13 protein-coding genes are annotated in these 14,203 nt (G+C 68.4%); 6 read left to right on the forward strand and 7 right to left on the reverse strand.

Annotated features, from left to right (window positions below):
- Positions 1-24: 24 nt before the first annotated feature.
- The 3 genes from ACZ5IQ_RS11560 to ACZ5IQ_RS11570 all read right to left on the reverse strand — a co-directional run bounded on the left by ACZ5IQ_RS11560 (position 25) and on the right by ACZ5IQ_RS11570 (position 3,390).
- The gene (locus ACZ5IQ_RS11560; RefSeq protein ID WP_212811935.1) at positions 25-1,239 is read right to left on the reverse strand and encodes a DUF1501 domain-containing protein; all 1,215 of its coding nucleotides are present in this window, start codon (positions 1,237-1,239) and stop codon (positions 25-27) included.
- Positions 1,240-1,249: 10 nt separating this feature from the next.
- Positions 1,250-2,566, reverse strand: coding sequence for a DUF1800 domain-containing protein (locus tag ACZ5IQ_RS11565; protein WP_371824569.1), 1,317 nt, complete (start codon positions 2,564-2,566; stop codon positions 1,250-1,252).
- A 122-nt stretch (positions 2,567-2,688) separates the two neighbouring features.
- A complete protein-coding gene (locus ACZ5IQ_RS11570) occupies positions 2,689-3,390 on the reverse strand; it encodes an IclR family transcriptional regulator (protein ID WP_029105769.1) in 702 nt (233 codons plus the stop codon).
- A gap of 75 nt (positions 3,391-3,465) precedes the next feature.
- Between ACZ5IQ_RS11570 and leuC the strand changes: the two genes are divergently transcribed.
- The 3 genes from leuC (at position 3,466) to ACZ5IQ_RS11585 (ending at position 6,401) form a co-directional block, all read left to right on the forward strand.
- A complete protein-coding gene (gene leuC, locus ACZ5IQ_RS11575; RefSeq protein ID WP_135357174.1) occupies positions 3,466-4,890 on the forward strand; it encodes a 3-isopropylmalate dehydratase large subunit in 1,425 nt (474 codons plus the stop codon).
- Between the two features lie 12 nt (positions 4,891-4,902).
- Complete coding sequence (gene leuD / locus ACZ5IQ_RS11580) at positions 4,903-5,496, forward strand: 3-isopropylmalate dehydratase small subunit (RefSeq protein ID WP_064860460.1); 594 nt, start codon at positions 4,903-4,905, stop codon at positions 5,494-5,496.
- Between the two features lie 248 nt (positions 5,497-5,744).
- Positions 5,745-6,401: an HU family DNA-binding protein gene (locus ACZ5IQ_RS11585; protein WP_293020781.1), complete on the forward strand. Its 657-nt coding sequence runs from the start codon at positions 5,745-5,747 to the stop codon at positions 6,399-6,401.
- A gap of 71 nt (positions 6,402-6,472) precedes the next feature.
- On the opposite strand, the gene mutT1 is transcribed toward ACZ5IQ_RS11585, so the two are convergent.
- The 3 genes from mutT1 to cofC all read right to left on the reverse strand — a co-directional run bounded on the left by mutT1 (position 6,473) and on the right by cofC (position 10,345).
- Entirely contained in the window at positions 6,473-7,402 is a 930-nt protein-coding gene (gene mutT1, locus ACZ5IQ_RS11590; protein WP_464481285.1) for an 8-oxo-(d)GTP phosphatase MutT1, read from the reverse strand.
- A 62-nt stretch (positions 7,403-7,464) separates the two neighbouring features.
- A complete protein-coding gene (locus tag ACZ5IQ_RS11595) occupies positions 7,465-9,630 on the reverse strand; it encodes an RNA degradosome polyphosphate kinase (protein ID WP_374704296.1) in 2,166 nt (721 codons plus the stop codon).
- 58 nt (positions 9,631-9,688) lie between these two features.
- Positions 9,689-10,345 (reverse strand): 2-phospho-L-lactate guanylyltransferase, encoded by a 657-nt coding sequence (gene cofC, locus ACZ5IQ_RS11600; protein WP_374704297.1) that lies wholly within the window; start codon positions 10,343-10,345, stop codon positions 9,689-9,691.
- A 61-nt stretch (positions 10,346-10,406) separates the two neighbouring features.
- Here cofC and ACZ5IQ_RS11605 point away from each other — a divergent pair, with 61 nt between their 5' ends.
- The 3 genes from ACZ5IQ_RS11605 to ACZ5IQ_RS11615 are packed head-to-tail and all read left to right on the forward strand — an operon-like array spanning position 10,407 to position 13,625.
- Positions 10,407-11,387, forward strand: a complete 981-nt coding sequence (locus tag ACZ5IQ_RS11605; protein WP_135357188.1) for an NAD(P)H-dependent glycerol-3-phosphate dehydrogenase — start codon at positions 10,407-10,409, stop codon at positions 11,385-11,387.
- A 4-nt stretch (positions 11,388-11,391) separates the two neighbouring features.
- The gene (locus ACZ5IQ_RS11610; protein WP_135357177.1) at positions 11,392-12,495 is read left to right on the forward strand and encodes a cystathionine gamma-lyase; all 1,104 of its coding nucleotides are present in this window, start codon (positions 11,392-11,394) and stop codon (positions 12,493-12,495) included.
- Between the two features lie 20 nt (positions 12,496-12,515).
- Entirely contained in the window at positions 12,516-13,625 is a 1,110-nt protein-coding gene (locus ACZ5IQ_RS11615) for a D-alanine--D-alanine ligase family protein (RefSeq protein WP_133425935.1), read from the forward strand.
- On the opposite strand, the gene ACZ5IQ_RS11620 is transcribed toward ACZ5IQ_RS11615, so the two are convergent.
- Complete coding sequence (locus ACZ5IQ_RS11620) at positions 13,622-14,197, reverse strand: DUF3515 domain-containing protein (protein WP_464481286.1); 576 nt, start codon at positions 14,195-14,197, stop codon at positions 13,622-13,624. The genes ACZ5IQ_RS11615 and ACZ5IQ_RS11620 overlap by 4 nt on opposite strands.
- Positions 14,198-14,203 lie beyond the last annotated feature (6 nt).

A 14,203-nucleotide genomic window follows, 5' to 3' on the forward strand; every position in this document is an offset into this window, starting at 1 on the left:
GGCGTTTTGTCTTTCTCGGGGTTGTTACCGGCCGCCGGCCAGGAACCCGAGGTCCCGCCGTCCGCGGCCGACCGACGGCTCCGGATCCGCGCCGAGGGTGCCGTGGAGCAGTTCGTGATAAACGTCACGGAAGTCGACGGTGGTCTTCAGATCGCCGTCGGTGAGATCGGTCAGGCTCGGCTCGTCGCCGTAGAAGCCGCCCCTGACGGGGGTGCCGGCGATGAACACCGGGCCGGAGGTGCCGTGGTCGGTGCCCTGTGAGGCGTTGGCCGCGACGCGCCGGCCGAATTCGGAGTACATCAGCACCACGACGTTGCGGCCGTAGGGAGTGCCCTGGAGTTTGTGGAAGAAGGGCGTCAGCGCGTCGTCGAGGGTCTTGAGCAATGCCTGCTGAGGGGCGCGCTCGTCGGCGTGCGTGTCGAAACCCAGCAGCTGCGTCATGTAGACCTGCGTGGGCACCCCGGCGCGGATGCAGCGGGCCACCAGTTCCAGGTCACTGGCCAACTGGTTGTCGGCCTGGCCGATGGTCTGCAGGCGGCCGTTGATGACGGGCGCGAAGCGGCTGTTGGTGGCGTGGTTGGCGCGGTAGGACTCACACACCTGGCTCATGGCGGTGGTGTCGTTCGGGTCGTCGGCGCTGAGCGCGGCCAACGTGCGCGCCATGTCGGGCGGGATGGCCGGCACGAAGTCGGAAAGCGATGCCGCGACGTGCTTTTGGCCGACGGCCAGGGGCGGCAGCACGGTGCCGATGTTGACGGCCCGGATCGGGTCGTCGCCGGTGGTGTCGAGCCAGCGGCCGATCCAGCCGCTGGTGACGGCGTCGACGGGGCTGGCCGTCTGCCAGATGTCCATGGAGCGGAAGTGGCTGCGGTCGGGCTTCGGGTAGCCGACTCCGCGCACGATCGCGAGCTTGTTGGACTGCCACAGCTTCGACATCCCGGTGAGCGCGGGGTTGAGCCCGAACGCCGGGTCGAGGTGGAGCACTTCCTCGGGTTTGTAGGCGAGCTCGGGGCGGGCATCGTGGTAGGCGTTGTCGGCGTACGGGATAACGGTGTTGAGGCCGTCATTGCCGCCGTAGAGCGTGACGATCACGAGGATGCCCTGGTTGGTCTGCAGCGGCCGGTCCTGACCTTCGCGGAGCAGGTCCGGCAGGGTCACCGCGGCGACACCGCCCAGCAGACCGGCGGCGCCGGCCCCGGCGCTGGCGATCAAGAATTTTCGGCGATTGAACTCGGGCATGGGGATCTCTTCAGGACGTCACGTACTCGGGGGTGATGACGGCCGCTGCCACCAGCCGGTGCGGATCGGAGACCAACGGTTTGAGCGCGGCTGCCGAGCGATCCGACCAGGCGCCGATGCCGAACAGGTAGCCCACGCCGTCGATCCGCTCGCTGGACGCCATCTGCTCGACGGCGCTGATGTCGCTGAGCGCCAGCAGCCGGTTGGCGGCCCAGACGCGTGCGGCCGCACTGTTGGTCGACAACCAGAGTTGGCCGCGGGGCCAGCCGCCGACGTCCGGCGGATAGAAGGGGCGCTGGCCCATCACCCGCAGCACCTGGTCGAGATCGGCGAGGACATGCTCGTCGTCGAGCGGAACCGCGAGCGACCGGACGATGCCCATCAGCCATTCCACCGGAGTGCTGACGACAGTGCCGGCGGCCTTGGTGAATTCGGGATCGAGCACGACGGCCTTGGTGAGCGCCTTGAGATCTCGGTTCGGGCCGTATGCGGCGACCAGGCGGGTCATGGTGTCGGGGGCGGCCGGCTGGTCCGAAGCCAGCAGGCGCCAGAGGGTTCCGGCGACGAACGCGGCGGAGGCGGGCTGACGCAGCACGATGTTGCAGAAGTCGGAGTCGGTGAGGTTGCCGGTGACACCGAGCACGGTTTTGACGGACTCGTCGTGATGTTCGGCGTAGACGGCCGTGCTGCCGTCGGGCAACAGATGCCGGCCGGTGAGGGTCTTGGCGCCCTCTTTGACGTCGATCTCGGTGTAGCCGTTGGCATGTCCCATGGTGAACAGTTCCATGAACTCGCGGGACAGGTTCTCGTTGGGCGCTGCCGCGGTGTTCACGTCACCGTCGAGCCAGTGCAACATCGCACCGTCGGTGAGCATGGCCCAGGCGAGGCTGCCGAAGTCACCGAGCTTGAGGGTGCGCAGCTTCTCGTTCTGTTCGCCCATCAACTGCGCGGCATTGACCTTCTCTGCCGAGGTGGCAAAGTGGTTGTGCCACAACAACGTCAGCTTCTCATGGATGGGCTGTTGCACTGCGGCCATGCGGCGCAACCACCAGCCCGACAGTTCCTGCATGCGCGCCACGAGGCCCTGGCCGAATTCGGCGATCTCGGTGGCCGAGGCGCCCGATGGCGGGTACTGCGGGATGGGGGATTTCGGCATCGGGGTCGCGATGGCACCCGGGTCGGCGTTCGGATCGAGGCTCAGCGCCCAGTCGAGATATGCCGACCAGTCCTGCTTGACGACAGCGTCCACCTGGGCTCCGGTGGTTCCGAAGCCGGTGCGGCGCAGCATCCGTGCGGTTGCCAGCCACTGTGGTGGCTGCGACACGATGAAACCTACTTTCCTACAGCGGTACGTTCCCCGCCGGCGCTGCCGGGGCCACTTAGGAACTTAGGTGATCGGCGCCACCGTCGTCACCGTATGCGGCGGATTCAAAGGTTTGCTGGTTCGTCTCACAGGCGGCGGGTGAGCGCTTCGGCCGCGGCCAGCAGATCGCTCGCCCAGCGCACGCCGGGGCGGCGGCCCATCCGGTCGATCGGCCCCGACACCGACACCGCTGCGATCACCGCACCGCGGTTGTCCCGCACCGGTGCCGAGACGCTGGCCACGCCGGGCTCGCGCTCGGCGGCGCTCTGTGCCCAACCGCGCCGGCGGACCTCCGCCAGTACCCGGTCGGTGAACTTCGCCGTCGGCAGCACCGCCTGCTGCGTCGCGGGATCGCTGTACGCCAGCAGGACTTTGGCACCGGAGCCGGCGGTCATGGGCAGCCGGCTGCCGACCGGCACGGTGTCGCGCAGGCCCGACGGTGGTTCGAGGGCCATGACGCACACCCGGGCCATGCCTTCCCGGCGGTAGAGCTGCACGCTCTCGCCGGTGATCTCGCGCAGCCGGGGGAGCACCGCGCCCGCCGCGCTCAGCAGCGGATCGTTGACCTGCCCGGCCAGTTCGGTCAGTGCCGGGCCGAGCCGCCACCGTCCCTCGTTGTCGCGGGCCAGAAGTCGGTGGACCTCGAGGCCTGCCGCCAGTCGGTGGGCGGTCGCCCGGGGCAGCCCGGTGCGGGTGCACAGTTCGGCCAGTCCACACGGTGACTCGGCCACTGAATGCAGCACACCCACCGCTTTGTCGAGGACGCCGATGCCGCTATCCTGTCTCACAGGGAGATACTAACGTCTCGCATTGTGGGATGGTAGGTCAGCCCTCCCGGGTATCGCGGAAGGAACTGCACAGTCATGACGAACAAGCCACGCACCATGGCGGAGAAGGTCTGGGCGGACCATGTGGTGGTCGAGGGTGCCGGTGAAGGTGCCGCCCGCGAACCCGATCTCATCTATATAGATCTTCATCTGGTGCACGAGGTCACCAGCCCGCAGGCATTCGACGGCCTGCGCCTGGCCGGTCGTCCCGTCCATCGCCCCGACCTCACCATCGCGACCGAGGACCACAACGTCCCCACGATCGACATCGACAAGCCGATCGCGGATCCCGTGTCCCGCACTCAGGTTGAGACGCTGCGGCGCAACTGTGCGGAATTCGGCATCCGCCTGCACCCGATGGGTGACGCGCAGCAGGGCATCGTGCACATCATCGGACCGCAGCTGGGTCTGACCCAGCCCGGTATGACGGTGGTGTGTGGTGACAGCCACACCTCGACGCACGGTGCCTTCGGCGCGATCGCGATGGGCATCGGCACGTCCGAGGTCGAGCATGTGCTGGCGACCCAGACGTTGCCGCTCAAGCCGTTCAAGACCATGGCGGTCAATGTCGACGGCGAACTGCCGCCGGGTGTCAGTGCCAAGGACATCATTCTCGCGGTGATCGCCAAGATCGGTACGGGCGGCGGTCAGGGTCACGTCATCGAATACCGCGGCAGTGCCATCGAATCGCTGTCGATGGAAGGCCGCATGACGATCTGCAACATGAGCATCGAAGCGGGCGCCCGCGCCGGCATGGTGGCGCCCGACGAGACGACGTTCGAGTTCCTCAAGGGCCGTCCGCATGCGCCGCAGGGGGCGGATTGGGACGCGGCCGTGGCGGCCTGGACGGCGTTACGTACTGACGAGGGTGCCGAATTCGACACCGAGGTGCACGTCGACGCGGCCACCCTGAGCCCGTTCGTCACCTGGGGTACCAACCCCGGGCAGGGCGTGCCGCTGTCCGCGAATGTCCCTGACCCAGAACAGATGTTCGATGAAGGCGACCGGCTGGCCGCCGAAAAGGCGTTGGCCTACATGGACCTTCGGGCCAATACGCCCATGCGGGATATCGCGGTGGACACCGTGTTCGTCGGGTCCTGCACCAACGGCCGGATCGAGGATCTGCGAGTGGTGGCCGACGTGCTGCGTGGCCGCAAGGTCGCCGATGGCGTGCGGATGCTGGTGGTGCCCGGATCGATGGCGGTGCGCGCACAGGCCGAATCCGAGGGTCTGGGCGAGGTTTTCACCGCCGCCGGCGCCGAATGGCGGCAGGCCGGATGTTCGATGTGCCTGGGCATGAACCCCGATCAGCTGGCTCCGGGGGAGCGCAGCGCCTCGACATCCAACCGGAATTTCGAAGGCCGCCAAGGCAAGGGCGGCCGCACCCACCTGGTGTCTCCCGCTGTCGCCGCCGCCACCGCGGTGCGCGGAACCCTGTCCTCACCCGCTGATCTGAGCTAGGAGCGCACTGTAATGGAGGCTTTCCACACCCACACCGGAATCGGCGTTCCGCTGCGCCGGTCCAATGTCGACACCGACCAGATCATCCCCGCGGTGTACCTGAAGCGGGTCACCCGAACGGGTTTCGAGGACGGACTGTTCGCCGGCTGGCGGACCGATCCGTCGTTCATCCTCAACCTCCCGCCGTTCGACCGCGGCTCGGTTCTGGTCGCCGGACCCGATTTCGGCACCGGCTCGTCGCGCGAACACGCGGTGTGGGCATTGATGGATTACGGATTCCGGGTCGTCATCTCGTCGCGCTTCGCAGATATTTTTCGGGGAAATTCTGGCAAGGCCGGATTGCTCGCCGCGGAGGTCGCACAGGACGATGTCGAACTGCTCTGGAAGCTGATCGAGCAGAACCCGGGGCTGGAAATCACTGTGAATCTTCAAGATCGGAATTTGACCGCGGGAACGGTCGTGCTGCCCTTCAAGATTGACGATTACACCGCATGGCGGCTGCTCGAAGGTCTTGACGATATAGGCCTTACGCTGCGGAAACGCGACGAGATCGAGGCCTTCGAGCAGCGTCGGCCGAGCTACAAACCGCGCACTCTGCCGGCCTGACCAAGGGGCTCCGCAGGCCCCGGCGGAGGGCCTGCGGAGCAATTTCGGCACTCGGGCGCAGCTCGAATCCCTGCCCCCGCAACCACGTTTCGAAACCTCTCAACCACCTCCCAAGTGGGCCAACCGGATTGCCGAATTTCGTCATAGCTATGCCCGAAACCGGGCGTGGCTCTTGGAAATCGGCGGGTACTGGGTTTACCGTGTGCATTAGTCGGTCCACCCAGGGCCACTGAAATCGGAGGTTTTGGATGAACAAAGCAGAACTCATCGATGCCCTGACAGAGAAGTTGGGCACCGATCGTCGTCAGGCCACCGCGGCCGTCGAGCACATCGTGGACACCATCGTCCGCGCCGTGCACAAGGGTGAGAGCGTCACCATCACCGGCTTCGGCGTCTTCGAGCAGCGTCGCCGCGCCGCCCGCGTCGCGCGCAACCCGCGCACCGGTGAGACCGTCAAGGTGAAGCCGACGTCGGTTCCGGCTTTCCGCCCGGGCGCTCAGTTCAAGGCCGTTGTCGCTGGCCTGCAGCGTCTTTCGGCTGACGGCCCCGCCGTGAAGCGCGGCGCCACCGCAGCTCCGGCCAAGCGTGGCGCTGCCAAGAAGGCCGCCCCGGCCAAGAAGGCCGCTCCCGCCAAGAAGGCCGCCGCCACCAAGGCTCCGGCCAAGAAGGCCGCTCCGGCCAAGAAGGCCGCTCCGGCGAAGAAGGCTGCGGCTCCGGCCAAGAAGGCCGCTCCCGCCAAGAAGGCCGCTCCGGCGAAGAAGGCTGCGGCTCCGGCCAAGAAGGCCGCTCCCGCCAAGAAGGCCGCACCGGCGAAGAAGGCTGCGGCTCCGGCCAAGAAGGCCGCTCCCGCCAAGAAGGCCGCACCGGCCAAGAAGGCTGCTCCCGCCAAGAAGGGCCGCCGCTAAGCCCTATCCGATAGGTCCGACTCGGACACGCCGTGGATCAACCGATCCACGGCGTGTCTGTGTGTGGAGTGTCAGCGCTTCGTCGGCAGTGGGCTGCCGATGTGATCCGCGGCGACGAGCGCGTCACCGTGCAGTGACATCACCCACATGCTGCCCTTGCGATTACGCGATTTGTCGGGCCGGATGCCGCTGCGCTCGCACCACCACGAGATCAGATCCGGGATCACCTTGCCCTGCGTGCAGATGACGGGGACCGTTTCGTCATCTGCCTTTGCGGCGATCTTCAGCACCCGCTTGCGGGCCGCGTCGGCGTCGCCCGCGAAGGCCTCTTCGGTCAGCGTCGGTTCATCCCGTACCCGGACACCGAGCTCCTGCGCCAGCGGTTCCACGGTCTGGTGACACCGGGTGCGTGACGCCGCGTGGACCTCGGTGGCACCGAAAGCGAGCAGTTGGCCGACAAGCGATTCCGCCTGTGCCCGGCCTTTCTTGTCGAGCGGCCGCAGCCGGTCGTCGCCCTTGTACCGAGCCTTGCGGCCCGCGGTTGCGTGCCGGACGATCAGCACGGTGCGGGTATCGGCGGGCCGACGGGTGAAGCGCCGCAGAACTTGTCGGTCATGCGGATATTGCAGCCGGAGCATGGCCTCGGCCACCGGCAGCCAGTCGAGCTTGTCGACCTCGGCATTGGGGCTGAACCCGCCGCCGGTCGTGCGGGCCGCCCAGTAGCGAACCTTCTTGGTGCCGTACTCCAGCGGATAGCTGACGGAGGCCAGCCGGCGGCCCAGCACCGACTCGTACCCGGTCTCTTCCAGGATTTCCCGTACGGCGGTAACCGGTTCGGTTTCACCGGGATCCACCTTGCCCTTGGGCAGAGACCAGTCGTCGTAGCGCGGTCGGTGGACGACGGCGATCAGTGGCGCGCCGGATTCGCCGGGGCGCCACAACACCGCCCCCGCTGCCAGCACCGGCGTCGCGCGGGTGTCATGCGCCGTCTTGTTCGGCACCTGTGCTCCTGGATGTGGTTGTCGGGATCAGGTTTTCGCGGTGCGTTGCTGCCGGGCGAAAACTACGGCGTGCGATGCCGCTCCATGATCGACACCTGGTGATCCCGGACCTTCTCGCCTTCGCGCGGCAGCGCGGTCCAGTGTCCGTCCGGACCCAGCTCCCAGCAACGGGTGGCCGGATCCATCGCGGAATCGAACACCCCGCTCAGCTCCTCGGTCAGTCTCGGGTCCTTCACCTGCGCCATCACCTCGACGCGTCGGTCGAGATTACGATGCATCATGTCGGCGCTGCCGATCCAGAATTCATTGATGGCGTTGAAGTGAATAACGCGTGAATGTTCAAGGAAGCGGCCGAGAATCGAGCGCACGACGATGTTCTCGGAGAATCCCTCGGCGCCCGGACGCAGCGCGCAGATACCCCGGACCACGACCTCGACCCGCACCCCGGCCTGCGACGCCCGATACAGCGCATCGATGACCTGTTCGTCGACCAGGGCGTTCATCTTCATCCGGATCCGGCCGTCGCCGCCGGCCCGCTTGGCCTCGATCTCGCGCTCGATGCGCTCGATGATGCCGCGCCGCACGCTGTGCGGAGCGACCAGCAGGTTGCGGTACGACACCTTGCGTGAGTAGCCGGTCAGCGAGTTGAACAGGTCGGTGAGGTCGGCGCCGATCTCCGGCGAGGCCGTCAGCAGGCCGACGTCTTCGTACAGGCGTGCGGTTTTCGGGTTGTAGTTGCCCGTGCCCACATGGCAATAGCGGCGGATGGTCGAACCTTCGCGACGCACCACCAACGCCGTCTTGCAATGGGTCTTGAGCCCGATGAGCCCGTACACCACGTGCACGCCCGCCTGCTCCAGCGCGCGGGCCCACTTGATGTTGGCCTGCTCGTCGAACCGGGCCTTGATCTCCACCAGCGCCACCACCTGCTTGCCGGCCTCGGCGGCGTCGATCAGGGCGTTGACGATGGGGGAGTCACCCGAGGTGCGGTACAGCGTCTGCTTGATGGCCAACACATTCGGGTCGGCGGCGGCCTGCTCGATGAAACGCTGCACCGTGGTGGAGAACGAGTCGTACGGGTGGTGCACCAGGACGTCGCCGTCGCGGAGCGTCGAGAAGATACTCTTCGGTGTCTCCCGCTCGCCGAACGCCGGGGGCGTGGCCGGCACGAACGGCCGGTCCTTCAGGTCGGGCCGGTCGACGCCGTAGATCTGCCACAGTGACGAAAGGTCCAGCAGTCCAGGAACTTCGATCACGTCGCCGGGGTGCACGTCGAGCTCGCGCAGCAGCAGGTCGAGCATGTTCTCGGTCATGTCGGTGGCGACTTCGAGCCGAACCGGTGAGCCGAACCGCCTGCGCGCCAGCTCGCGTTCCAGCGCCTGCAGCAGATCCTCGTCGCGATCTTCTTCGACTTCGAAGTCGGCGTTGCGGGTGATCCGGAACGCGTGGTGCTCGACGATGTCCAGCCCGGGGAACAGCACCGGCAGGAACGCCGCGATGAGTTCTTCCATCGGCAGGAACCGCACGCGCGACTTCACGCCGTCGCCCGTCGTGCCCGGCTCGGGCAGCTCCACGAACCGATCGACGTTGTCCGGCACCTTGATTCGGGCGAAGTGCTGGGTGCCGTCGTCGGGATTGCGCACGGTGATGGCGAGGTTGATGCTCAGGCCGCTCACGAAGGGGAAGGGGTGCGCGGGGTCGACGGCCAGCGGCGTCAGCACCGGGAACACCTGATCGTGGAAATACGTGGAGAGCTTGGACTGCTCGTGCTCGTCCAGCTCGCTCCAGTTGACGATCGTGATGCCCTGCTCGGCCAGTGCCGGGCGCACCACCTCTCCGAACACCGTGGCGTGTCGGGTCGAGATCTGCTGGGTGCGTTCACCGATCCGGCGCAGTTGCTCGCGCGGCGACAGCCCGTCCGCCGACCGGACCGAGAGCCCGGTCTCGTCACGGCGCTTCAGCCCGGCCACCCGGACCATGTAGAACTCATCGAGATTCGAGGCGAAGATCGCCAGGAACTTGGCCTGCTCCAACAACGGCAGCGACCGGTCGGCGGCGAGCGCCAACACCCGGGCGTTGAAGTCCAGCCAGCTCAGCTCGCGGTTGAGGTACCGGTCATCGGGTAGCGCGCCGTCCGTCGGATCCGCGGTGGCAGCGGGCAGTGTCTCCGGGTCCGAGTCGACGGGTGTGCGGTCGGTGTGTGCTGAACGGGTGTCGGCTTCGGTCACCCCGACGATCATTCCCTATCTGCTGGGTGCAGGCCACATGGTTGGTGAACGCCGGTGGTCAGCCGACGATCCGCGTCGTGGCCGGGCCGACACCGAGCCGGCGCGCCGTCTCGAGGTCGTCCGGGGTGTCGATGTCACAGCGCAGGCCCGGCCAGTCACCCGGCAGTTCCACCGCGCCCGAATCGGCATGGCGCCGTGCGGAATCGGCGCCGAACTCGGGAACGAGTGGGGCACCGAAGGCGAACAGTGCCGCGGTGCCGGTCCGGTGCCGGTCGGCGATGAAACTGCGGGCATGCCGACTGGCGCCGGCGATCGCGTCGGCCAATTCCGCGGTGCGCAGCGCGGGCAGGTCACCTTGCAACACCGCGACGTTCGTCACCCGGTCCCGCAGCACGCGCTCGGTGGCGGCGAGTGCGTGATTCAACGGATCGGGGTGTCCGGCCGGCGTGGGGTCCAGCAGCACGCCGGCACCGAGTTCGCGCACCGCGGCGGCGGCGTCCGGGTCGGGCGTGACGACGGTCACCGAGCCGACGGCCGGCACGGCCAGGGCCGCGGTGATGGTGTCGAGCAGCATCGCGAGCACCACCTGCTCGCGCAGATCGCCGGCGAAAACCGGGGCCAGTCGGGTCTTGGCCGCGGCCAGCCGTTTCACCGCGATGATCAACCCGACACCGGCGCCATCGCCGGCCGTCTGCACCCTCGGGTCGCCGCTCATGACCGCCATACTGCCAAAGGGCCGGCGGGGCTACTGTTGACGCGTGGTGGAGGCAGCGGTGATGGGTGCCGGCGCGTGGGGGACGGCACTGGCTAAAGTCCTGGCGGACGCGGGCAACAATGTGACGTTGTGGGCGCGCAGCGCGGAGGTGGCGCGCGAGATCAACGAGACCCACCGGAACTCGAAGTATCTCGGTGACCGGACGCTGCCGGCGTCCATCAAGGCGACGGCGGATCCCGCCGAGGCGCTGACGGGCGCCTGCACCGTGCTGCTTGCGGTGCCGTCCCAGACGCTGCGCACCAATCTGACCGCCTGGACCGGATACCTCGGTGACGACACCACGCTCGTCAGCGTGGCCAAGGGCATCGAGCTCGACAACCTGTTGCGCATGAGCCAGGTAATCGTCCAGGTCACGGGTGCCGACCCGAGCCGGGTCGCCGTCCTCAGCGGACCCAACCTGGCCAGCGAAGTGGTCGACGAGCAGCCGGCCGCCACGCTGATCGCGTGCACCGATTCGGGACGTGCGGTCGCGTTGCAGCGCGCCTTCGCCACCGGCTACTTCCGGCCGTACACCAGCGCCGACGTGATCGGCGCCGAAGTGGGCGGGGCCTGCAAGAACGTCATCGCGCTGGCCTGCGGGATGGCGGCGGGCGCCGGGTTCGGCGAGAACACGGCCGCCGCGATCATCACCCGCGGGCTGGCCGAGATCATGCGATTGGGAATCGCGCTCGGCGCCAAGGGCGTAACGCTGGCCGGACTGGCCGGCGTCGGTGATCTGGTCGCCACCTGCACCTCGCCGCAGTCCCGCAACCGCAGCTTCGGCGAGCGCCTGGCGCGCGGCGGCACCATGGAGTCGGCGACGGCCGCGGCCAGCGGCAAGGTCGCCGAGGGCGTCACGTCCTGCCAGTCGGTGCTGGCGCTGGCCGAGAGTTACGACGTCGAGATGCCGCTGACCGACGCGGTGAACCGGGTGTGCCACAAGGGTTTGTCGGTGGACCAGGCGTTCGCGTTGTTGCTCGGCCGCAGCACCAAGCCGGAGTAGGGCCGTGGACGGCCAGCTCGGCGACTCCACCCGTACCGTCAAAGCGACTGCGTCGCAACGGGTTCCAGGGCTGCCGGTGGCGCCGCCCCCGGTTCCGGTGGCGGCGTATCACCTGTCCGACGATGAATCGGACGGTCTGGACTTCTACGGCCGCAACTCCAATCCGGCCTGGCGTCAACTGGAATCGGCCCTGGCCGAGCTGGAGGGCGCCACCTCGGCGCTGACGTTCTCCTCGGGGATGGCCGCGATATCGTCCGCGCTGCGGGTGCTGGCAATCCCCGGCACCACGCTCGTGGTCCCCGCCGACGGCTACTACCAGGTGCGCCGATACGCGGCCGAGCATCTCGCGGCCCGTGGCGTCACGGTGATCGAGGCGACCGCCGCGCAGATGTACGACGCCGCCGCGGGCGCCGACGTCGTGCTCGCCGAATCTCCCGTCAACCCGACGCTGGATGTCGTCGACCTGCACCGGTTGTCCACGATCTGCCGCTCGCGCGGCGCGACCCTCATGGTGGACAACACCGCCGCGACCCCGCTGGGGCAGCGGCCGCTGTCGCTCGGCGCGGACCTGGTGGTGGCCAGCGCGACGAAGGGGCTGTCCGGGCACAGCGACCTGCTGGCCGGCTACGTCGCCGGGTGCCATCGCGACCTCATGGCTGCCATCGAACGGGACCGTCTGCTGGCCGGCGCGATCCTCGGCCACTTCGAGGCCTGGCTGGCGCTGCGCAGCCTCGGCACCGCCGGTCTGCGGTTCGAGCGGCAGTGCGGCAACGCGCTGGCGCTGGCGATGACGCTCGACGCCCACCCCGCCGTGCGGACCGTGCGTTATCCGGGCCTGCCGACCGACCCGGCGCACCCCGTCGCCCGCGATCAGATGCGACGTTTCGGCGGCCTCATCGCGATCGAGCTGGCCGACGCCGCCGCCGTCCGGGAGCTGGTGAACCGCAGTCAGCTGCTGGTTGCCGCGACCAGTTTCGGCGGTATCCACACCTCGGTCGACAGGCGCGCACGCTGGGGCGATGCGGTGGAGCCGGGTTTTGCGCGGATATCGCTCGGGATCGAGGACACCGACGACCTACTGGCCGACATCACGGGTGCGCTGGGGTAGCCAGGTAGCCTCTCCAGATTGTGACTGCCCCTCAATCCTCAGCAGCCGCCGGCCGTACCCGGGTCGCCGTCGTTTACGGCGGACGCAGCTCAGAGCACGCCATCTCCTGCGTTTCGGCCGGGAGCATCCTGCGCAACCTGGACCCGGCCCGCTACGAGGTCGTCGCCGTCGGCATCACCCCGGAGGGTTCCTGGGTGCTGGGCGACGGTCGTCCGGAGACCCTCGCCATCACCGACGGGCAGCTGCCGGGTGTCACCGAGGCGTCCGGAACCGCTCTGACGCTGGCCGCCGATCCGAACCGCCGCGGCGAACTGCTGTCCCTGCAGGACGGCGTCGCGCAGGTGCTGACGGCCGTCGACGTCGTCTTCCCGGTACTGCACGGCCCGTACGGCGAGGACGGCACCATCCAGGGCCTGCTGGAGCTGGCCGGGGTGCCGTACGTCGGCGCGGGTGTGCTGGCCAGCGCGGCCGGGATGGACAAGGAATTCACCAAGAAGCTGCTGGCCGCCGACGGCCTGCCGATCGGCGACCAGGTGGTGCTGCGGCCGCGCGACGCGACGCTGAGCCTCGACGACCGGGAACGTTTGGGGCTGCCGGTGTTCGTGAAGCCGGCCCGCGGTGGATCCTCCATCGGCGTCAGCCGGGTCGCGTCGTGGGACGAGCTGGATCAGGCCATCGCCTATGCGCGCCAACATGATCCGAAGGTGATCGTGGAAGCCGCGATGCCGGGCCGCGAAGTGGAATGCGGCGTGCTGGAGTACCCGGACGGCCGGATCGCGGCCAGTGAGCTGGGTGAGATTCGCGTGGGTGGCGGGTTCTACGACTTCGCCACCAAGTACCTCGAGGACGCCGCCGAACTCGACGTGCCCGCCAAGGTCGACGACGAAACCGCAGACGAGATCAGGCAATTGGCCATCCGCGCGTTCAAGGCGCTCGACTGCCAGGGCCTGGCGCGCGTCGACTTCTTCCTCACCGAGAACGGGCCGGTGATCAACGAGATCAACACCATGCCCGGCTTCACCACCATCTCGATGTACCCGCAGATGTGGGCGGCCAGTGGTGTCGACTACGCCACCCTGCTCAGTGTCATGGTCGATACCGCGGTCGGGCGGGGGACCGGGCTGCGCTAGCGGGCCGGTGCCGGGTCCAGCGGCCGGGGCGGCATCACCTTCTCGATGAGCTCGGAGATGGTCTGGATCGGTGTCGGGCCGGAGCCCTGCGGCAGGGTCAGCGCGACGTAGGTGGCAGGCGTGCCGTGGTCGACGGCATACCAGGTGCTGGCACCCGCTCCGCTGGCCTCGAACCACGACACCGCATTCACCATCTGCAGCGGGGCGCCGACCACGAAATCGTCGGGCCGCTCGACACCGCAGCGCAGCACCACCGTGTCGATGCCGGTCGGGCCCAGCCACGCGGCGGCGCCGGGCGGGGCGGGGTCCGCGAGCGTCGCCCGCCGGAAATCGCCCATGGTGTCGGGCAACGCCGCGAGGAGTGCCCGGCACTGGTCGCTGTCGGCCTGCGGCGCCGGCGCGCCGGCGAGCGGGAGCGCAACGGGCTTGTCCGCGGGCGCCTGCCGCAGTGCCGCATACGCGAGCAGACCGACGATCGCGGCGACCGCCACGACGACAGCCGCGATGATGGCGCCGCGGGGCGGCCCATCGAGATCGCCGGCCAGGGCGCTGTGGTCGCCGGGTTCGGTCATGACGGC

The sequence above is a fragment of the Mycobacterium toneyamaense genome (assembly GCF_055384815.1).